The 21,070-nt window shown below is 40.0% G+C and carries 25 protein-coding genes and 1 other annotated feature (1 of these 26 only partly in view); all 25 genes read left to right on the top strand.

Annotated elements, in window-relative coordinates:
- Window positions 1–91, top strand: a sequence feature (ribosomal protein L10 leader region) (it extends 56 nt beyond the left edge of the window).
- 40 nt (window positions 92–131) lie between these two features.
- The gene (gene rplJ / locus DIS06_RS14580) at window positions 132–632 is read left to right on the top strand and encodes a 50S ribosomal protein L10 (protein WP_110113967.1); all 501 of its coding nucleotides are present in this window, start codon (window positions 132–134) and stop codon (window positions 630–632) included.
- 50 nt (window positions 633–682) lie between these two features.
- Complete coding sequence (gene rplL, locus DIS06_RS14575) at window positions 683–1,045, top strand: 50S ribosomal protein L7/L12 (protein WP_110113966.1); 363 nt, start codon at window positions 683–685, stop codon at window positions 1,043–1,045.
- Window positions 1,046–1,157: 112 nt separating this feature from the next.
- Window positions 1,158–1,763: a class I SAM-dependent methyltransferase gene (locus tag DIS06_RS14570; protein WP_110113965.1), complete on the top strand. Its 606-nt coding sequence runs from the start codon at window positions 1,158–1,160 to the stop codon at window positions 1,761–1,763.
- Between the two features lie 243 nt (window positions 1,764–2,006).
- Window positions 2,007–5,573: a DNA-directed RNA polymerase subunit beta gene (rpoB, locus tag DIS06_RS14565; protein ID WP_110113964.1), complete on the top strand. Its 3,567-nt coding sequence runs from the start codon at window positions 2,007–2,009 to the stop codon at window positions 5,571–5,573.
- Between the two features lie 60 nt (window positions 5,574–5,633).
- Entirely contained in the window at window positions 5,634–9,227 is a 3,594-nt protein-coding gene (gene rpoC / locus DIS06_RS14560) for a DNA-directed RNA polymerase subunit beta' (RefSeq protein ID WP_110113963.1), read from the top strand.
- 130 nt (window positions 9,228–9,357) lie between these two features.
- Complete coding sequence (locus DIS06_RS14555) at window positions 9,358–9,606, top strand: 50S ribosomal protein L7ae-like protein (RefSeq protein WP_110113962.1); 249 nt, start codon at window positions 9,358–9,360, stop codon at window positions 9,604–9,606.
- Between the two features lie 100 nt (window positions 9,607–9,706).
- Window positions 9,707–10,129, top strand: coding sequence for a 30S ribosomal protein S12 (gene rpsL / locus DIS06_RS14550; protein WP_110113961.1), 423 nt, complete (start codon window positions 9,707–9,709; stop codon window positions 10,127–10,129).
- 44 nt (window positions 10,130–10,173) lie between these two features.
- Window positions 10,174–10,644 (top strand): 30S ribosomal protein S7, encoded by a 471-nt coding sequence (rpsG, locus tag DIS06_RS14545; RefSeq protein ID WP_013054923.1) that lies wholly within the window; start codon window positions 10,174–10,176, stop codon window positions 10,642–10,644.
- Between the two features lie 57 nt (window positions 10,645–10,701).
- On the top strand, window positions 10,702–12,780 hold the full coding sequence (gene fusA, locus DIS06_RS14540) for an elongation factor G (RefSeq protein ID WP_110113960.1): 2,079 nt from the start codon (window positions 10,702–10,704) through the stop codon (window positions 12,778–12,780).
- Between the two features lie 119 nt (window positions 12,781–12,899).
- Complete coding sequence (gene tuf, locus DIS06_RS14535; protein WP_110113959.1) at window positions 12,900–14,090, top strand: elongation factor Tu; 1,191 nt, start codon at window positions 12,900–12,902, stop codon at window positions 14,088–14,090.
- Between the two features lie 336 nt (window positions 14,091–14,426).
- On the top strand, window positions 14,427–14,735 hold the full coding sequence (gene rpsJ / locus DIS06_RS14530) for a 30S ribosomal protein S10 (protein WP_110113958.1): 309 nt from the start codon (window positions 14,427–14,429) through the stop codon (window positions 14,733–14,735).
- Between the two features lie 40 nt (window positions 14,736–14,775).
- On the top strand, window positions 14,776–15,405 hold the full coding sequence (gene rplC, locus DIS06_RS14525) for a 50S ribosomal protein L3 (RefSeq protein ID WP_110113957.1): 630 nt from the start codon (window positions 14,776–14,778) through the stop codon (window positions 15,403–15,405).
- A gap of 27 nt (window positions 15,406–15,432) precedes the next feature.
- Window positions 15,433–16,056, top strand: a complete 624-nt coding sequence (gene rplD / locus DIS06_RS14520; protein WP_110113956.1) for a 50S ribosomal protein L4 — start codon at window positions 15,433–15,435, stop codon at window positions 16,054–16,056.
- Window positions 16,056–16,343, top strand: coding sequence for a 50S ribosomal protein L23 (rplW, locus tag DIS06_RS14515; RefSeq protein WP_110113955.1), 288 nt, complete (start codon window positions 16,056–16,058; stop codon window positions 16,341–16,343). Before rplD ends, rplW begins: the two co-directional genes overlap by 1 nt.
- Window positions 16,344–16,370: 27 nt before the next feature.
- Window positions 16,371–17,201 (top strand): 50S ribosomal protein L2, encoded by an 831-nt coding sequence (gene rplB, locus DIS06_RS14510; RefSeq protein ID WP_110113954.1) that lies wholly within the window; start codon window positions 16,371–16,373, stop codon window positions 17,199–17,201.
- 57 nt (window positions 17,202–17,258) lie between these two features.
- Window positions 17,259–17,537, top strand: a complete 279-nt coding sequence (rpsS, locus tag DIS06_RS14505; protein ID WP_110113953.1) for a 30S ribosomal protein S19 — start codon at window positions 17,259–17,261, stop codon at window positions 17,535–17,537.
- Window positions 17,538–17,557: 20 nt separating this feature from the next.
- On the top strand, window positions 17,558–17,899 hold the full coding sequence (rplV, locus tag DIS06_RS14500; RefSeq protein WP_110113952.1) for a 50S ribosomal protein L22: 342 nt from the start codon (window positions 17,558–17,560) through the stop codon (window positions 17,897–17,899).
- Between the two features lie 3 nt (window positions 17,900–17,902).
- Entirely contained in the window at window positions 17,903–18,559 is a 657-nt protein-coding gene (gene rpsC, locus DIS06_RS14495; protein ID WP_110113951.1) for a 30S ribosomal protein S3, read from the top strand.
- A gap of 2 nt (window positions 18,560–18,561) precedes the next feature.
- A complete protein-coding gene (gene rplP, locus DIS06_RS14490) occupies window positions 18,562–18,996 on the top strand; it encodes a 50S ribosomal protein L16 (protein WP_110113950.1) in 435 nt (144 codons plus the stop codon).
- Window positions 18,986–19,186 carry a 50S ribosomal protein L29 gene (gene rpmC, locus DIS06_RS14485; RefSeq protein WP_110113949.1) on the top strand — a complete coding sequence of 67 codons (201 nt, stop codon included), beginning with the start codon at window positions 18,986–18,988 and terminating at the stop codon, window positions 19,184–19,186. Before rplP ends, rpmC begins: the two co-directional genes overlap by 11 nt.
- 25 nt (window positions 19,187–19,211) lie before the next feature.
- Entirely contained in the window at window positions 19,212–19,475 is a 264-nt protein-coding gene (gene rpsQ, locus DIS06_RS14480; RefSeq protein WP_110113948.1) for a 30S ribosomal protein S17, read from the top strand.
- A 55-nt stretch (window positions 19,476–19,530) separates the two neighbouring features.
- Window positions 19,531–19,899 carry a 50S ribosomal protein L14 gene (gene rplN, locus DIS06_RS14475; protein WP_110113947.1) on the top strand — a complete coding sequence of 123 codons (369 nt, stop codon included), beginning with the start codon at window positions 19,531–19,533 and terminating at the stop codon, window positions 19,897–19,899.
- Between the two features lie 48 nt (window positions 19,900–19,947).
- A complete protein-coding gene (rplX, locus tag DIS06_RS14470) occupies window positions 19,948–20,259 on the top strand; it encodes a 50S ribosomal protein L24 (RefSeq protein WP_110113946.1) in 312 nt (103 codons plus the stop codon).
- Window positions 20,260–20,290: 31 nt separating this feature from the next.
- Complete coding sequence (rplE, locus tag DIS06_RS14465; protein WP_110113945.1) at window positions 20,291–20,830, top strand: 50S ribosomal protein L5; 540 nt, start codon at window positions 20,291–20,293, stop codon at window positions 20,828–20,830.
- A 33-nt stretch (window positions 20,831–20,863) separates the two neighbouring features.
- Window positions 20,864–21,049: a type Z 30S ribosomal protein S14 gene (locus DIS06_RS14460; RefSeq protein WP_053217608.1), complete on the top strand. Its 186-nt coding sequence runs from the start codon at window positions 20,864–20,866 to the stop codon at window positions 21,047–21,049.
- Window positions 21,050–21,070 lie beyond the last annotated feature (21 nt).

The raw sequence follows: 21,070 nt of genomic DNA, 5'->3' as shown, positions 1-21,070 counted from the left end.
GAGGTGTATGCGATAAATTAGTTGAACATTTAGTTCGCTTACGATACCTCCATGTCTGCATATGCACACATGGAGGTTTTTTATGGCACCTTGTATGAGTGTACGGAAGGAAATCTACAGGAGGTGTAAAGATGAGCAGCGCAATTGAACAAAAGAAACAAATCGTAGAAGAGATTGCTGATAAGTTCAAAGCTAGCAACTCTACTATCGTCGTTGATTACCGTGGATTAAATGTTTCAGAAGTAACTGAACTTCGTAAACAATTACGTGAAGCGGGTATTGAGTTCAAAGTTTACAAAAACACTTTAACTCGCCGTGCTGTAGAACAAGCTGAGTTAACAGGTCTTAACGACGCGTTAACTGGTCCAAATGCAATCGCGTTTGGTGGCGAAGATGTGGTTGCTCCTGCGAAAATCTTAAATGATTTCGCTAAGAAGCACGAAGCATTAGAAATCAAAGCTGGTGTGATCGAAGGTAACGTTACAACTGTTGAAGAAATTAAAGCTCTTGCGGAACTACCGTCTCGCGAAGGTTTACTTTCTATGTTGCTTAGCGTTCTTCAAGCTCCAATTCGCAACCTTGCTCTTGCTACAAAAGCTGTGGCAGATCAAAAAGAAGAACAAGGCGCATAATCTAGTCTGTTATCTATAAACTTTAAAAGGATATAAGGAGGAAATTTACAATGACTAAAGAACAAATCATTGAAGCAGTTAAAAATATGACTGTTTTAGAACTTAACGATTTAGTAAAAGCTATCGAAGAAGAATTTGGTGTAACTGCTGCTGCTCCTGTAGCTGTTATGGGTGGCGCTGCTGGTGAAGCTGCTGCTGAGAAAACTGAGTTTGACGTAGTACTTGAAAGTGCTGGCGGACAAAAAATCAAGGTTATCAAAGTAGTACGTGAAATCACTGGTCTTGGCTTAAAAGAAGCTAAAGAATTAGTTGACAACACTCCAAAAGCTCTTAAAGAAGGCGTTTCTAAAGAAGAAGCTGAAGAAATGAAAGCTAAACTTGAAGAAGTTGGCGCTTCTGTAGAAGTTAAGTAATTAACGTTTTTTATTTAAAAAGCTCGCTTGCTTAAGCGAGCTTTTTTGCTTGTTCAAGATTTTTATTATATAGTAAATGAAGAATCCATACATGTAGATGGGAGGTTACAGATTGACAGAGCATTATTATTCGAATACACCTTCTGTAAATAGTGATCGCCAAACGTTTTCTTTTACATTACGAAACCAAACGTTTTCTTTCACTAGCGATCAAGGTGTTTTTTCAAAGAAAGAAGTAGACTTTGGTTCTCGTGTATTAATAGAAGCTTTTCAATTTCCTCAAGTTGAGGGACCTATACTAGATGTTGGTTGTGGATATGGACCAATTGGTTTATCTATTGCTAAGAGTGATCAGTCGCGAAGAGTGCATATGGTGGATGTGAACGAGCGAGCTCTTGAGTTAGCAAAACTCAATGCGACTCAAAATAAAGTAGACAACGTCGAAATCTATAAAAGTTTCTGTTTTGACAATGTAGAGGAAAAGCAGTTTGCATCCATTTTAACAAATCCACCTATTCGAGCTGGAAAAAAGGTCGTTCATGAAATTTTAGAAGGAGCAGCCCGTCACCTTGTGGAAAATGGAGAGTTGTGGGTTGTCATTCAGAAGAAACAAGGGGCGCCGTCTGCAATTGATAAGCTTGAGACATTATTTGGTGAAGTTGAAGTAGTAGAAAAGAAAAAAGGATATTATATCATATTTGCCAAAAATGTTGACTAACTTTTTTGAGTATGTTAGCATTATAAAATGCCAATATATCATTATTCCATCATGACTTTTTTATACATAAAATAGTACGTATAATTCTAGTCTTTATGGAAAAGCTAATAAAATCAATAGTACGTTTTTTATGAAATTGTGGTTTTCTATTTAAAGAAACCATTTTTCTTTTGTTTAATAATAAACTTTATGTTTATTTATTATTTTTTTGAACAATAACGCTTGATTTGAGGGGTGAATCAGTTGACAGGTCAACTAGTTCAGTATGGACGCCACCGCCAACGCAGAAGTTATGCGCGCATTAGTGAAGTATTAGAATTACCTAATCTGATTGAAATCCAAACATCTTCTTACCAATGGTTTTTAGATGAAGGATTAAGAGAAATGTTCCAAGATATTTCTCCAATTGAGGACTTTACAGGTAATCTATCTTTAGAGTTTATTGACTATAGCCTAGGAGATCCGAAGTATTCTGTTGAGGAATCTAAAGAGCGTGATGTAACCTATGCTGCACCTCTACGTGTTAAGGTGCGTTTAATTAATAAAGAAACTGGTGAAGTAAAAGACCAAGATGTGTTTATGGGTGATTTCCCATTGATGACAGAGACTGGCACGTTTGTTATTAACGGTGCAGAGCGCGTTATCGTATCACAGTTGGTACGCTCACCAAGCGTTTACTATAGTGGTAAAGTAGACAAAAATGGTAAAAGAGGTTACACAGCAACTGTGATTCCAAACCGTGGTGCATGGTTAGAGTATGAGACAGATGCGAAAGATGTTGTGTATGTACGTATTGATCGTACTAGAAAGTTACCAGTCACGGTATTATTACGTGCGTTAGGTTTCGGTTCTGATCAAGAGATTTTAGAATTAGTAGGGGACAATGAGTACATCCGTAATACGCTTGAAAAAGATAACACGGAAAGTACAGAAAAAGCACTATTAGAAATCTATGAGCGCTTACGTCCTGGAGAGCCACCTACAGTTGAGAATGCGAAAACATTACTTGTTTCTCGATTCTTCGACCCGAAACGCTATGATTTAGCGAATGTAGGTCGTTACAAAATCAACAAAAAGCTTCATATTAAACACCGTCTATTCAATCAACGTTTAGCAGAAACGCTAGTTGATCCAGAGACTGGTGAGATTATTGCAGAAAAAGGTACGATGATTGATCGTCGTACACTTGATCGTATTCTACCAATGATTGAGAGTGGTGTAAACTTCAAAACTTACAACCCTGTTGGTGGAGTTGTAGAAGAAGATGTAACGCTTCAATCTATTAAAATTTACGCTCCAAACGATCCAGATGGAGAAAAAGTAATCAATGTATTAGGTAATGCTTACGTAACAGAAGAGGTGAAAAATATCACACCTGCTGATATTTTATCTTCTATTAGCTATTTCTTTAACCTGTTACACAATGTAGGAGACACTGATGATATTGATCACTTAGGAAACCGTCGTCTTCGTTCTGTAGGTGAATTGTTACAAAACCAATTCCGTATTGGGTTATCTCGTATGGAACGTGTAGTTCGTGAAAGAATGTCAATTCAAGACACAAATACGATTACACCACAACAATTGATTAATATTCGTCCTGTTATCGCGGCGATTAAAGAGTTCTTTGGTAGCTCTCAGTTGTCTCAGTTCATGGATCAAACAAATCCATTAGCTGAATTAACACATAAACGCAGACTCTCTGCCTTAGGTCCTGGTGGTTTAACACGTGAGCGCGCCGGTTTTGAAGTGCGTGACGTTCACTACTCTCACTATGGTCGTATGTGTCCAATTGAAACGCCTGAGGGTCCGAATATTGGATTAATTAACTCGTTATCTTCATACGCAAAAGTAAATAAATTTGGCTTCATCGAAACGCCTTATCGTCGTATTGACCCTGAGACTGGTAAAGTAACAGATCGTATTGACTACTTAACGGCGGATGAAGAAGACAATTACGTAGTAGCCCAAGCAAATGCCCGTTTAGGTGATGATGGTTCATTCTTAGATGAAAACATTGTTGCTCGTTTCCGCGGAGAGAATACAGTTGTTAGACGTGATCGACTTGACTACATGGATGTATCTCCTAAACAAGTTGTATCAGCAGCGACTGCATGTATTCCGTTCTTAGAAAACGATGACTCAAACCGTGCGTTAATGGGTGCGAACATGCAACGTCAAGCAGTTCCTCTATTAAACCCGGAAGCACCAATTGTAGGAACAGGTATGGAATATGTATCTGGTAAAGACTCTGGTGCTGCAGTTATTTGTAAACACCCTGGTGTTGTAGAACGTGTTGAAGCGAAACAAGTATGGGTTCGTCGTTATGAAGAAGTTGATGGACAAAAAGTAAAAGGAAACCTAGATAAGTACCGTTTATTGAAGTTTATTCGTTCAAACCAAGGTACTTGCTACAACCAACGTCCTATCGTTTCAGTAGGAGATCAAGTAGTAAAAGGTGAAATTCTAGCTGATGGTCCTTCAATGGAAAAAGGTGAACTTGCTTTAGGTCGTAACGTAATGGTTGGTTTCATGACATGGGACGGTTATAACTATGAGGATGCGATCATCATGAGTGAGCGCCTTGTAAAAGATGATGTATACACTTCTGTTCATATTGAAGAATATGAGTCTGAGTCTCGCGATACGAAACTAGGACCAGAAGAAATTACACGCGACATTCCAAACGTTGGTGAAGATGCTCTTCGTAATTTAGACGAGCGCGGAATCATCCGAATTGGTGCTGAAGTAAAAGATGGAGATCTTCTTGTTGGTAAAGTAACGCCAAAGGGAGTTACAGAGTTAACAGCTGAAGAACGTCTATTACATGCAATCTTCGGTGAAAAAGCACGTGAAGTTCGTGATACATCTCTTCGTGTACCACATGGTGGAGGCGGAATTATCCTTGATGTGAAAGTCTTCAACCGTGAAGATGGTGACGAATTACCACCAGGTGTAAACCAATTAGTTCGTGTATATATCGTTCAGAAACGTAAGATTTCTGAAGGTGATAAAATGGCCGGTCGACATGGTAACAAAGGTGTTATCTCTCGTATTTTACCAGAAGAAGATATGCCTTACTTACCAGATGGTACGCCGATTGATATCATGTTAAACCCATTAGGGGTACCTTCACGTATGAATATCGGTCAGGTACTTGAGTTGCATTTAGGAATGGCTGCTCGTGCATTGGGCATTCATGTTGCATCTCCAGTATTTGATGGAGCTCGTGAAGAAGATGTGTGGGCAACAATTGAAGAAGCAGGCATGTCTCGTGATGCAAAAACAGTCCTATATGACGGAAGAACAGGTGAACCGTTCGATAATCGTGTATCAGTTGGAATCATGTATATGATTAAACTTGCTCACATGGTTGATGACAAACTTCATGCTCGTTCAACTGGACCGTACTCACTTGTTACGCAACAACCTCTTGGTGGTAAAGCGCAGTTTGGTGGTCAGCGCTTTGGTGAGATGGAAGTATGGGCACTTGAAGCTTATGGTGCTGCTTACACATTACAAGAAATCTTAACTGTGAAATCAGATGATGTTGTTGGACGTGTGAAAACGTACGAGGCAATCGTGAAGGGTGAAAACATTCCAGAACCAGGTATCCCTGAGTCATTCAAGGTATTAATTAAAGAGCTACAAAGTTTAGGTATGGATGTTAAGATGCTCTCAGCTGATGAACAAGAAATTGATATTGTAGATTCAGAAGATGATCACGATCAACCAACTGAATCAATTATTTCAGATAATGATAGTGAACCAGTAGTAGAGGGTGAAAAAGACCCTGTAACGAAAGAATAGATTTAGCTTTAGTAGAAGCGATTAGGTAAAAACCTGTAGATTAAAAGGGAGGTAGGCTCCTTGCTAGATGTTAATAACTTTGAGTATATGAAAATTGGTCTAGCTTCGCCGGATAAAATTCGCTCTTGGTCGTATGGTGAGGTAAAGAAACCTGAAACAATTAACTACCGTACGTTAAAACCTGAAAAAGATGGTTTGTTCTGTGAGCGCATTTTTGGTCCACAAAAAGACTGGGAATGTCATTGTGGAAAATATAAACGTGTTCGTTATAAAGGCGTGGTATGTGATCGTTGTGGTGTTGAAGTTACGCGTGCGAAAGTTCGTCGTGAGCGCATGGGACATATTGAATTAGCCGCACCGGTTTCACACATCTGGTACTTTAAAGGTATTCCTAGCCGCATGGGACTTGTCTTAGACATGTCCCCTCGTGCGCTAGAGGAGATTATTTATTTTGCGTCTTATGTTGTAACTGACACTGGTGATACACCACTAGAAAAGAAACAACTTTTATCTGAGAAAGAATATCGTGCATACCGTGAAAAGTATGGTCAGACTTTCCAAGCAGCAATGGGTGCAGAAGCTGTAAAGAAAATCTTACAAGATATTGATCTTGATAAAGAAGTAGACTCATTAAAAGAAGAGTTAAAGACTGCACAAGGACAAAGACGTACAAGAGCAATCAAACGTCTAGAAGTACTTGAAGCGTTTAGAAACTCTGGTAATGAACCATTCTGGATGATTCTAGATGTATTACCAGTTATCCCACCTGAGTTACGTCCAATGGTACAACTTGATGGTGGTCGTTTCGCTACTTCTGACTTAAATGACTTGTATCGTCGTGTTATTAACCGTAATAACCGTTTAAAACGTCTTTTAGACCTTGGAGCACCTAGCATTATCGTTCAAAACGAAAAGCGTATGCTTCAAGAAGCAGTTGATGCGTTAATTGACAACGGTCGTCGTGGTCGTCCTGTAACAGGACCTGGTAACCGTCCGTTAAAATCACTATCACATATGTTAAAAGGTAAACAAGGTCGTTTCCGTCAAAACTTACTAGGTAAACGTGTAGATTATTCTGGTCGTTCTGTTATCGTTGTAGGTCCGAACTTAAAGATGTATCAATGTGGTTTACCAAAAGAAATGGCGTTAGAGTTATTCAAGCCTTTCGTTATGAAGGAGCTTGTTGAGCGCGGCTTAGCTCATAACATTAAGAGTGCGAAGCGTAAAATTGAACGCGTGCAACCAGAGGTATGGGACGTATTGGAATCTGTTATTAAAGAACATCCAGTACTACTTAACCGTGCACCAACGCTACATAGACTTGGAATTCAAGCATTTGAGCCAACTCTTGTAGAAGGTCGTGCAATTCGTCTACATCCACTTGTATGTACAGCATACAACGCGGACTTTGACGGTGACCAAATGGCTGTCCACGTACCGCTTTCTGCTGAAGCACAAGCTGAAGCGCGTATTTTAATGCTTGCAGCACAAAACATCTTAAACCCGAAAGATGGAAAACCTGTTGTTACTCCTTCACAGGATATGGTATTAGGTAACTATTACCTAACATTAGAGCGTGAAGGTGCTGTTGGGGAAGGTATGGTATTTAAAGATACGAACGAAGCATTGTTAGCATATCAAAATGGGTATGTTCATCTTCACACGCGTGTAGCTGTATACGCTGGCTCTTTAAATAACGAAACATTCACTGATGAGCAAAACAAGCAATTGCTTGTGACAACAGTAGGTAAGTTAGTGTTTAACGAGATTTTACCAAAATCATTCCCTTACATTAACGAACCAACAAAACAAAACCTAGAAGTACAAACACCGCTTCAGTACTTCGTAGATAAAGGTGCAGACGTAAAGGCGTTCATTAAAGAACAACCAATCATTGCACCATTTAAAAAGAAAATCCTTGGAAACATCATTGCAGAAGTATTCAAACGCTTCAAGATTACTGAAACGTCTAAAATGCTTGATCGTATGAAAAACTTAGGATTTAGATATTCAACTAAAGCAGGTATTACAGTTGGTGTAGCTGATATCGTAGTTTTAGGTGAAAAAGAAGTAATTTTACAAGAAGCACAAGCGAAAGTTGATAATGTATTAAAACAATTCCGTCGTGGTTTAATCACTGAAGACGAGCGTTATGATCGCGTTATCTCTATCTGGAGTGCTGCAAAAGATGTAATTCAAGGTAAACTAATGGCGTCATTAGATAAGCGAAATCCAATTTTCATGATGAGTGACTCAGGTGCCCGTGGTAACGCGTCAAACTTCACTCAGCTTGCTGGTATGCGTGGACTAATGGCTAACCCATCTGGTCGTATTATTGAATTACCAATCAAATCAAGTTTCCGTGAAGGTTTAACAGTATTAGAATACTTCATCTCAACGCATGGTGCGCGTAAAGGTCTTGCCGATACAGCCCTTAAAACAGCTGACTCAGGTTACCTTACTCGTCGTCTTGTTGATGTTGCACAGGATGTTATCGTACGTGATGACGATTGTGGAACAGACAGAGGTATCCTTGCCGTTGCGATTAAAGAAGGAACAGAAGAGATTGAAAAACTTGATGAGCGTTTAATCGGTCGTTATGCTCGTAAAGCTGTTGTTCATCCTGAAACAAACGAAGTGTTAGTTGGTGAAAACGAACTAATCACAGAAGATATTGCTACAACAATTGTTGAAGCTGGTATCGAACAAGTTTGGATTCGTTCAGCGTTTACGTGTAACACACGCCACGGTGTATGTAAAAAATGTTACGGACGTAACTTGGCAACTGGTTCAGAAGTTGAAGTGGGTGAAGCTGTTGGTATTATTGCTGCTCAATCAATCGGTGAGCCAGGTACACAGTTAACGATGCGTACATTCCATACAGGTGGGGTAGCCGGAGACGATATCACACAAGGTTTACCGCGTATCCAAGAGATTTTCGAAGCGCGTAACCCTAAAGGTCAAGCTGTTATTACAGAGATTAACGGTACTGTTACTTCTATTACAGAAGGACGTGACCGTCAACATGAAATTACAGTTCAAGGTGAAATTGAAAGTCGCTCGTACACAGCGCCTTACAGTGCACGCCTAAAAGTTACAGAAGGCCAACAAGTAGTCAATGGTCAAGAGTTAACAGAAGGTTCAATTGATCCAAAAGAATTACTAAAAGTAAAAGACATGACGTCTGTTCAAGAATACTTACTACGTGAAGTTCAAAAAGTATACCGTATGCAAGGGGTAGAAATTGGAGATAAACACGTAGAGGTAATGGTGCGTCAGATGCTTCGTAAAGTACGTGTTATCGATGCTGGAGACACAGATGTATTACCTGGTTCTCTTCTTGATGTACATCAATTTACAGATGCAAATGAGAAAGTTCTACTAGAAGGGAAACGTCCTGCTACAGGTCGTCCAATCCTACTTGGTATTACAAAAGCATCGCTTGAAACAGATTCATTCTTATCTGCAGCATCATTCCAAGAAACAACACGTGTTCTTACAGATGCAGCAATTAAAGGTAAGCGTGATGAATTACTTGGTCTTAAAGAGAATGTTATCATTGGTAAGCTAGTTCCTGCTGGTACAGGTATGACTCGCTATCGTTTAACAGAACCTGTTGCGAAAGAGTCGGAAGAAGTTGTAACAGTAGACTAATTACTTTAAAATCATTTATCTAGAATGGGTGCCTATAAAAATATTTTTTCATAGTTGACATCCATTCTAGAGAATGATACTATATCAAAGGTGCTCCTATAAAACACCTGTTGCTTTGGAGGATATGAAAATGTCTTATGAAAAAGTATCACAGGCTAACAACATTGTTGTAGGAACTAAGCAAACAGTAAAGGCTCTTAAAAAAGGTATTGTTAAAGAAATCTTTATAGCAGAAGATGCTGATCCTCGTGTTACTCAAGTAGTAATTGAAACGGCACATGCGTTAAAGGCAAACTTAACATATGTTGATTCTACAAAAAAGCTTGGTAAAGCTTGTAAAATAGAAGTTGGAGCTTCATCTGTTGCAATTATACGTTAAAATGTTTTTGAGATTATTTGTTTCAAAAACTTTGTTTTTTGCTTAAAAATGAACCACCTGGATGTGTGGTCTTAAAAAAGCTCGAAAGGAGGAAAATGAAATGCCTACTATTAACCAATTAGTGCGCAAGGGTCGCGTGAGTAAAATCCAAAAGTCTGACTCTCCTGCGTTAAACAAAGGTTACAACAGCTTCAAAAAAGCTCAAACAAACCAATCTTCTCCACAAAAGCGTGGTGTTTGTACTCGTGTAGGTACAATGACACCGAAGAAGCCTAACTCAGCGCTTCGTAAATACGCTCGTGTGCGTTTAACAAATGGTATTGAGGTAACAGCTTATATCCCAGGTATCGGTCATAACTTACAAGAACACAGCGTGGTACTAATCCGCGGTGGACGTGTAAAAGATTTACCAGGGGTACGTTATCACATCGTACGTGGTGCATTAGATACTGCGGGTGTTGATGGACGTATGCAAGGTCGTTCTAAGTATGGTACGAAGAGACCTAAAGCAGCTAAAAAATAATTTTTAAAAAAATAAATGAATGATAGTGAAAGGAGGAAATCAGAATGCCACGTAAAGGACCTGTTGCAAAAAGAGATGTATTACCAGATCCAATTTATAATTCAAAGCTTGTTAGTCGTCTTATCAACAAGATGATGCTTGACGGTAAGCGCGGTAAATCACAAGCTATTCTATATAGAGCATTCGATCTAGTACAAGAGCGCAGTGGTAAAGAAGCTATGGAAGTATTCGACCAAGCTCTTAAAAACATCATGCCTGTATTAGAAGTTAGAGCACGCCGTGTAGGGGGTTCTAACTACCAAGTACCTGTGGAAGTACGTCCAGAGCGTCGTACAACATTAGGTCTTCGTTGGTTAGTAAACTACGCTCGTCTTCGTGGAGAAAAAACGATGGAAGAGCGTTTAGCTAACGAAATTTTAGATGCAGCTAACAACACTGGTGCAGCTGTTAAGAAACGTGAAGATACTCACAAAATGGCAGAAGCTAACAAAGCATTTGCTCATTATCGTTGGTAATTCTTTAACAAACTATACAATTAATCTAATTCAAATTAGGAAGGAGAAATACCGAACATGGCAAGAGAGTTCTCCTTAGAAAACACTCGTAATATTGGTATCATGGCTCACATTGATGCTGGTAAAACAACTACGACTGAGCGTGTACTTTATTATACTGGTCGTATCCATAAGATCGGTGAAACTCATGAAGGAGCTTCACAAATGGACTGGATGGAGCAGGAGCAAGAGCGTGGTATTACAATCACATCTGCTGCAACAACTGCTCAATGGAAAGGTCACCGCGTTAACATCATCGATACTCCTGGACACGTAGACTTCACTGTAGAAGTTGAACGTTCACTTCGTGTACTTGATGGTGCGGTGGCAGTTCTTGATGCTCAATCTGGTGTTGAGCCGCAAACTGAAACTGTATGGCGTCAAGCGACAACATACGGAGTTCCACGTGTTGTATTCGTTAATAAAATGGATAAAATCGGTGCGGACTTCTTATATTCAGTTAAAACAATGCATGATCGTTTAGGTGCAAATGCGCACCCAATTCAGTTACCAATCGGTGCTGAAGATCAATTCGAAGGTATCATCGACTTAGTAGAAATGGTTGCATATTTCTATGAAGATGATTTAGGTACTCGTACTGAAGCAAAAGAAATTCCTGAAGAGTACAAGGAATTAGCTGAAGAGTACCATGCAAAGTTAGTTGAAGCTGCTGCTGAGCTTGATGAAGAATTAATGATGAAATATCTTGAGGAAGGCGAGCTTACAAAAGAAGAATTGAAAGCTGCTATCCGTCAAGGTACAATCGACGTTAACTTCTACCCAGTTCTATGTGGTTCAGCATTCAAAAACAAAGGCGTTCAGCTTATGATTGATGCTGTTATCGACTACTTACCTTCACCATTAGATGTACCTGCTATCAAAGGTATCACTCCTGATACTGATGAGGAAGTTACACGTGAGTCTAGCGACGCTGCGCCATTCTCGGCACTAGCATTTAAAGTTATGACTGACCCTTACGTTGGTAAGTTAACGTTCTTCCGTGTATATTCAGGTAAATTATCTTCTGGTTCTTATGTACAAAACTCAACAAAAGGCAAGCGTGAACGTGTAGGACGTATCCTACAAATGCATGCTAACAGCCGTGAAGAGATCTCTGAAGTTTACGCTGGAGATATCGCAGCAGCTGTAGGTCTAAAAGATACAACAACTGGTGATACTCTATGTGACGACAAGAACCTTGTAATTCTTGAGTCAATGGAATTCCCAGAGCCAGTTATCTCTTTATCTGTTGAGCCTAAGTCAAAAGCTGACCAAGATAAAATGACAACTGCTCTTCAAAAGTTACAAGAAGAAGATCCAACTTTCCGTGCGGAAACTAATACAGAGACTGGACAAATCATCATCTCTGGTATGGGTGAGCTTCACCTTGACATCATCGTTGACCGTATGCGTCGCGAGTTCAAAGTAGAAGCAAACGTTGGTGCTCCTCAAGTAGCATACCGTGAAACTTTCCGCGCTGGTGCGAAAGTTGAAGGTAAGTTCGCACGTCAATCTGGTGGTCGTGGACAATTCGGTCACGTTTGGATTGAGTTCGAACCTAACGAAGAAGGTAAAGGTTTTGAGTTTGAAAACAAAATCGTTGGTGGTGTAGTACCGCGTGAATACATCCCTGCAGTACAAGCTGGTCTTGAAGATGCTCTTCAAAACGGTGTATTAGCTGGTTACCCATTAATCGATATCAAAGCTGCTTTAGTTGACGGATCATACCATGATGTTGACTCAAGTGAGATGGCGTTTAAAATTGCTGCTTCTATGGCTCTTAAAAACGCAGTATCAAAATGTAACCCAGCAATCCTTGAGCCTATGATGAAGGTTGAAGTTGTTATTCCTGATGAGTATCTAGGGGATATCATGGGTGACATCACTTCTCGTCGTGGACGTGTAGAAGGTATGGAAGCGCGCGGTAACGCTCAAGTTGTACGTGCATTCGTTCCACTTTCAGAGATGTTTGGTTATGCAACTGCATTACGTTCAAACACTCAAGGTCGTGGTACTTATTCTATGCACTTCGATCACTATGAAGAAGTTCCTAAAGCAATCTCTGAAGAGATTATCAAAAAAAATAAAGGTGAATAATTGATTTTCATCCTTTAATCAAGTATAACTACTTATGTAGGCTGTGAAAGTGGAGATTTATCTACCCTTTCACGGCATTATCATACTTAAACTAACTGAATTTCAAGGAGGATTTTCAAATGGCTAAAGAAAAATTCGACCGTTCGAAAACGCATGCCAATATTGGTACAATTGGTCACGTTGACCATGGTAAAACTACTTTAACAGCTGCTATCACAACTGTACTTGCTAAGCGCAGTGGTAAAGGTGCAGCTATGGCTTATGATATGATCGACGCTGCTCCAGAAGAGCGCGAGCGTGGTATCACAATCTCAACTGCACACGTTGAGTACGAAACTGAAACTCGTCACTATGCACACGTTGACTGCCCAGGACATGCTGACTACGTTAAGAACATGATCACTGGTGCTGCTCAAATGGATGGCGGTATCTTAGTAGTATCTGCTGCTGATGGTCCAATGCCACAAACTCGTGAGCACATCCTTCTTTCTCGTCAAGTAGGTGTACCTTACCTAGTTGTATTCTTAAACAAATGTGACATGGTAGACGACGAAGAGTTACTTGAATTAGTAGAAATGGAAGTTCGTGACCTTCTTTCTGAATACGACTTCCCTGGTGACGATGTACCAGTAATCAAAGGTTCTGCTCTTAAAGCTCTTGAAGGCGACGCTGCTTGGGAAGAGAAAATTGTTGAGCTAATGAACGCTGTTGATGAGTACATCCCAACTCCAGAGCGTGACACTGAAAAGCCATTCATGATGCCAGTTGAGGACGTATTCTCAATCACTGGTCGTGGTACAGTTGCTACAGGTCGTGTAGAGCGTGGACAAGTTAAAGTTGGTGACGTAATCGAAATCATCGGTTTAACTGAAGAGCCAAAATCTACTACTGTAACTGGTGTAGAAATGTTCCGTAAGCTTCTTGATTATGCTGAAGCTGGAGACAACATCGGTGCTTTACTTCGTGGGGTAGCTCGTGAAGATATCCAACGTGGACAAGTATTAGCTAAGCCAGGCTCAATCACTCCACACACAAAGTTCAAAGCTGAAGTTTATGTTCTTTCTAAAGAAGAGGGTGGACGTCACACTCCATTCTTCACAAACTACCGTCCTCAGTTCTACTTCCGTACAACTGACGTAACTGGTATTTGTCAACTTCCAGAAGGTGTAGAAATGGTTATGCCTGGAGACAACATCGAAATGACTGTTGAACTTATCGCTCCAATCGCGATTGAAGAAGGTACTAAATTCTCAATCCGTGAAGGTGGACGTACAGTAGGCGCTGGTGTAGTAGCTACTATCACTGAGTAATAGCCTTTTGAAAAGCAAGGATCCCATGATCCTTGCTTTTTTATTTGCGTGTTTCTTCTATATATAATAGAAAGAAAAGGAAACAAATCTTTTTGAAGCTTCTTCTTGCAAATAGTAGTCTTTTTATATATAATGAAAAAAGTGCGCAACAGTAAAAGAAAAATAATTTTATTGTTGCATTGAGAGCCCATTTTTAGTATAATAAAAATGTTGGTCTTTGACTGCGATGAAGTGGAAGGTTACCGACACACACGGCCGCTTTGCCATGGCGAGTGTGAGGAAAATTTCCACGGAGAATGTCTATTTATAAAAGTAGGCGAAAAAGGAGGGAAAATAATGGCAAAAGAAAAAATTCGCATTCGTTTAAAAGCGTACGATCATAGAATTCTTGATCAATCTGCTGAGAAAATCGTAGATACTGCAAAGCGTTCTGGTGCGACTGTTTCAGGTCCGATTCCATTACCAACTGAGAAGTCAGTTTACACAATTCTACGTGCGGTACACAAGTACAAAGATTCTCGTGAGCAGTTTGAAATGCGTACTCACAAACGCTTAATTGATATCGTGAATCCAACTCCACAAACAGTTGATTCATTAATGCGTTTAGACTTACCATCTGGTGTAGATATCGAAATTAAACTTTAATTAAAATAAAAATTATAGATTTATATAGGAGGTGTGACTTATGACCAAAGGAATCTTAGGAAGAAAAATCGGTATGACTCAAGTATTCGCAGAGAACGGTGAATTAATCCCTGTAACAGTTATTGAAGCTACTCCAAACGTGGTACTTCAAGTAAAAAATGCTGAAACAGACGGTTATGAAGCGATCCAATTAGGTTTCGAAGATACTCGTGAAAAATTATCTAACAAACCAGCTAAAGGACACGTTGCAAAAGCGAACACTGCTCCTAAGCGCTTCATTCGCGAATTACGTGATGTGAGCGTTTCGGAATACGAAGTTGGTCAAGAAGTCAAAGTTGATATTTTCGCGGAAGGCGACACAATCGATGTAACAGGAATTTCAAAAGGTAAAGGTTTCCAAGGTGTTATCAAACGCCACGGACAATCTCGTGGACCTATGTCTCACGGTTCTCGTTATCACCGTCGTCCAGGTTCAATGGGACCTGTAGCTCCAAACCGCGTATTTAAAGGTAAAGCTCTTGCTGGTCGCATGGGTGGAGATCGCGTAACAGTTCAAAACTTAACAATTGTTAAAGTTGATACTGAGCGTAATCTTTTACTAGTAAAAGGTAACGTACCTGGTGCTAGAAAAGCATTAGTATCTGTTAAGAGTGCGGTTAAATCTAAATAACTCTTATAGGAAAGGAGGAAACAACCAATGCCAAAAGTAGCATTGTTTAACCAAAACGGTCAAAACGTTGGAGAAATCGAACTAAACGCTGCCGTTTTCGGTATCGAACCAAACGAAAGCGTACTTTTTGATGCGGTAGTGATGCAACGTGCAGCTATGCGTCAAGGTACATCTAAAGTAAAGAATCGTTCTGAAGTAAGGGGCGGAGGACGCAAACCATGGCGTCAAAAAGGTACTGGACGTGCTCGTCAAGGATCTATCCGTTCACCACAATGGCGTGGCGGTGGTGTAGTATTCGGTCCAGTTCCACGAAGCTACAGCTACAAATTACCTAAGAAAGTTCGTCGCTTAGCGATTAAATCTGCATTATCTTCAAAAGTACTAGAAAACAGCATCGTTGTTGTTGAAGGTTTAACTTTCGAAGCACCAAAGACTAAGGAAATGGTGGCAGTTCTTAAAAACCTTTCAGTAGATCGTAAAGCATTAGTAGTAACTGCTGACCTAGATGGAAACGTTGCTTTATCAGCACGTAACATTCCTGGTGTAACTGTAGTTGCAGCTAACGGTTTAAGCGTACTAGACGTTATGAACCACGATAAGCTTGTAATTACTAAAGAAGCAGTTGAAAAAGTAGAGGAGGTGCTTGCATAATGAAAGATCCTCGTGATATTATTAAGCGCCCCGTAATTACAGAACGTTCAACAGACTTAATGGTCGATAAAAAATATACGTTTGAAGTTAGCGTGAAAGCTAATAAAACTGAAGTTAAAGATGCTATCGAAAAAATCTTTGACGTAAAAGTTGAAAAAGTTAACATCATGAACTACAAAGGTAAATTCAAACGTGTAGGTCGCTACAGTGGTCTTACAAACCGTCGTCGTAAAGCGGTTGTGACACTAACTCAAGACAGCAAAGAAATCGAATTCTTTGAAGCTTAAGTTTAATAGAAAAGGAGGGAAATTGAGATGGCGATTAAAAAGTATAAACCAACCTCAAATGGTCGTCGTGGTATGTCAGTATCTGACTTTGCTGAAATCACAACGAACCAACCTGAGAAATCATTACTTGCACCTTTAAAGAAAAAAGGTGGACGTAATAACCAAGGTAAAATGACAGTTCGTCACCAAGGTGGTGGACATAAGCGTCAATACCGTATCATCGATTTCAAACGTGATAAAGATGGAATACCTGGACGCGTTGCTACAATCGAGTATGATCCAAACCGTTCTGCTAATATCGCGTTAGTAAACTATGCAGATGGAGAAAAACGTTACATCCTAGCTCCTAAAAACCTAGAAGTAGGTATGGAAGTTATGTCTGGCCCAGAAGCCGACATTAAAGTAGGTAACGCTTTACCATTAGCAAACATTCCAGTGGGTACTGTAATCCACAACATCGAATTGAAACCTGGTAAAGGTGGACAATTAGTTCGTTCTGCTGGTACATCAGCTCAAGTACTTGGTAAAGAAGGTAAATACGTATTAGTACGTTTAACTTCTGGTGAAGTACGCATGATTCTAGCAACTTGCCGCGCTTCTGTTGGTCAAGTAGGTAACGAACAACATGAGTTAATCAACATTGGTAAAGCTGGACGCTCTCGTTGGTTAGGTATCCGTCCAACAGTTCGTGGTTCTGTAATGAACCCTAATGATCACCCACACGGTGGTGGTGAAGGACGCTCTCCTATCGGACGTAAGTCTCCTATGACTCCTTGGGGTAAACCAACTCTTGGTTACAAAACTCGCAAGAAGAAAAATAAGTCTGATAAATTTATCGTTCGTCGTCGTAAAAAATAACGGGATTGAGCTACGGTTCAAACGAACCGTAGAACAATCACGAAGGGAGGTTCACCTATGGGTCGCAGCTTAAAGAAAGGACCTTTTGTAGATGGTCATTTAATGAACAAAATTGAGAAGTTAAATGAAACTGATAAGAAGCAGGTTGTTAAAACTTGGTCTCGTCGTTCTACTATCTTCCCTCAATTTATTGGTCATACTATCGCTGTATATGACGGTCGTAAACATGTACCAGTATACGTTACTGAAGATATGGTAGGTCACAAGCTTGGTGAGTTCGCACCAACTCGTACTTACAAAGGTCACGCAAGTGACGATAAGAAAACAAGACGCTAATATGAGAGGAGGCTTTCTATATGCAAGCTAAAGCTGTTGCAAGAACAGTACGTATTGCTCCTCGTAAAGTTCGTTTAGTTGTTGATTTAATTCGAGGAAAGCAAGTAGGTGAAGCAGTAGCGATTTTAAATCTTACTCCAAAAGCTGCTTCTCCAGTTGTAGAGAAAGTATTAAAATCTGCAGTTGCAAACGCAGAGCATAATTATGAAATGGACGCTAACAACTTAGTGATTACAGAAGCTTTTGTTGACGAAGGTCCAACTTTAAAACGTTTCCGTCCACGCGCTATGGGACGTGCTAGCCAAATTAACAAGCGCACAAGCCACATCACTATCGTGGTATCAGAAAAGAAGGAGGGATAATTCGTGGGTCAAAAAGTTAATCCGATTGGTTTGCGTGTCGGCGTTATCCGTGATTGGGAATCAAAGTGGTACGCTGGTAAAGACTATGCAGATCTATTACATGAAGACTTAAAAGTTCGTGAATACATCGCAAAACGTTTAAACGATGCTGCTGTATCTAAAGTTGAGATCGAGCGTGCTGCTAACCGTTTAAATGTTACGATCCACACTGCGAAGCCTGGTATGGTAATTGGTAAAGGTGGTACAGAAGTAGAAGCACTTCGTAAAGCTTTAAACCAATTAACAGGTAAACGTGTACACATCAACATTCTTGAAATTAAGAGAGCTGACTTAGATGCTAAGCTAGTTGCTGAAAACATCGCACGTCAACTTGAAAATCGTGTGTCATTCCGTCGTGCTCAAAAACAAGCGATCCAACGTACAATCCGTTCTGGTGCACAAGGTATCAAAACAATGGTATCTGGTCGTTTAGGCGGAGCTGATATCGCTCGTTCAGAACAATACAGTGAAGGTACAGTTCCACTTCATACACTTCGCGCTGATATTGACTATGCTCACGCTGAAGCAGATACTACTTATGGTAAACTTGGCGTAAAAGTATGGATCTATCGTGGAGAAGTTCTTCCTACTAAAAAGAAAAATGAGGAAGGAGGAAAATAATTATGTTATTACCAAAACGCGTTAAATATCGTCGCGAACACCGCGGGAAAATGCGTGGACGTGCAAAAGGTGGTACTGAAGTACATTTCGGTGAGTTCGGTTTACAAGCTACAGAAGCTTCTTGGATTACAAACCGTCAAATCGAATCTGCTCGTATCGCAATGACACGTTACATGAAACGTGGCGGTAAAGTATGGATTAAAATCTTCCCTTCTAAGCCTTATACAGCAAAACCGTTAGAGGTGCGCATGGGTTCCGGTAAAGGTGCGCCTGAAGGTTGGGTAGCAGTTGTTAAACCTGGTAAAGTTATGTTCGAAATCTCAGGTGTATCTGAAGAAATCGCTCGTGAAGCATTACGTTTAGCATCTCACAAGTTACCTGTAAAATGTAAGTTTGTAAAACGTGAAGAAATTGGTGGTGAATCTAATGAAAGCTAATGAAATTCGTGATCTTACCACTGCTGAGATTGAACAAAAAGTAAAAGCATTAAAAGAAGAGTTATTTAACCTTCGCTTCCAATTAGCGACTGGACAATTAGAGAATACTGCACGTATTCGTGAAGTACGTAAAGCAATCGCTCGTATGAAAACTGTTGTTCGCGAAAGAGAGATTGCAGCTAATAAATAATTAAGTCTGAGAGGAGGCTTTCAGAATGAGTGAACGTAACCAACGTAAAGTTTACACTGGCCGCGTAGTTTCTGACAAAATGGATAAGACTGTTACTGTTCTTGTAGAAACGTACAAAAAGCATTCGCTTTATGGCAAGCGTGTAAAATACTCGAAGAAGTTTAAAGCTCACGATGAGCAAAACCAAGCTAAAGTGGGCGATATCGTGAAAATCATGGAAACTCGTCCGTTATCAGCTACTAAGCGTTTCCGTCTAGTAGAAGTTGTAGAAAAAGCTGTTATTATCTAATAGTTAAAGAGTTAAGATCGGATAAAGATGATTCATCCGAAGGGAGGTTTCGTACATGATTCAACAAGAATCTCGTTTGAAAGTTGCAGACAACTCTGGTGCTCGTGAAGTATTAACAATCAAAGTATTAGGTGGATCTGGTCGTAAGACAGCAAACATTGGTGATGTTATCGTTTGTACGGTGAAACAAGCAACACCAGGAGGCGTTGTTAAAAAAGGTGACGTTGTTAAAGCGGTTATCGTTCGTACAAAACGCGGTGTTCGTCGTAATGATGGTTCATATATTCGCTTTGATGAGAATGCTTGCGTAATCATCAAGGACGATAAGAGTCCACGTGGTACTCGTATCTTTGGACCTGTTGCTCGTGAATTACGTGATAACAACTACATGAAGATCGTATCATTAGCTCCAGAAGTTATCTAATTTGTATTAATAAATCTAAAGAAGGCCTTTTAAGGAGGTGCGACTCGGATGCATGTTAAAAAAGGTGACAAAGTGATGGTTATCTCTGGCAAAGACAAAGGTAAGCAAGGTGAAGTAATTGCAGCTTACCCTAAGAAAGATCGTGTACTTGTTGAAGGTATTAATATTGTGAAAAAACACTCTAAACCTTCTCAAGTAAATCCACAAGGTGGAATTATCAGCCAAGAGGCACCTATCCATGTATCTAACGTAATGCCATTAGACCCTAAGTCTGGTGAGCCAACTCGTGTTGGTTACAAAGTTGTCGATGGCAAGAAGGTACGTGTAGCAACAAAATCTGGTGAAGTATTAGATAAATAATAATTGAGATGTGAAGGGAGGTATAATTCACATGAACCGCTTAAAAGAGAAATACGTAAAAGAAATTACTCCTGCTTTAACAAGCAAGTTTAATTATAAATCTGTAATGCAAGCTCCAAAGCTTGAGAAAATCGTTATTAACATGGGTATCGGTGATGCTGTACAAAACGCAAAAGCACTAGATACTGCTGTTGAGGAATTAGCAGCAATTACAGGTCAAAAACCAGTCGTAACTCGCGCGAAAAAGTCTATCGCAGGTTTCCGTCTTCGTGAAGGTATGCCAATTGGTGCGAAAGTAACTTTACGCGGTGAGCGTATGTATGAGTTCTTCGATAAGTTAGTTTCTGTTTCACTTCCACGTGTACGTGACTTCCGTGGTGTGTCTAAGAAATCTTTCGATGGACGCGGTAACTACACATTAGGTGTTAAAGAGCAATTGATCTTCCCTGAGATCGATTATGATAAAGTATCAAAAGTTCGTGGTATGGACATCGTTATTGTTACAACGGCTAACACTGACGAAGAAGCTAGAGAGTTATTAACTCAATTCGGTTTCCCGTTCCAAAAGTAATAACTGCCAACGTTAAGCAGAGGAGGCGAAAATGTGGCTAAAAAATCAATGATTGCGAAACAAAAGCGCAAGCAAAAATTCCAAGTACAAGAGTATACACGTTGCGAACGTTGCGGACGTCCTCACTCAGTACTACGTAAATTCAAGCTTTGCCGTATTTGTTTCCGTGAACTTGCTTATAAAGGTCAAATTCCTGGTGTTAAAAAAGCTAGTTGGTAAACCCCAAGAATGGGAAGGAGG

It is taken from the genome of Bacillus sp. CGMCC 1.16541 (assembly GCF_003184905.1).
Classification (GTDB): domain Bacteria; phylum Bacillota; class Bacilli; order Bacillales; family Bacillaceae_H; genus Priestia.
The sequence above is the reverse complement of the archived record's forward strand: the minus strand, read 5'-3'. Positions and strand labels throughout refer to the sequence as shown.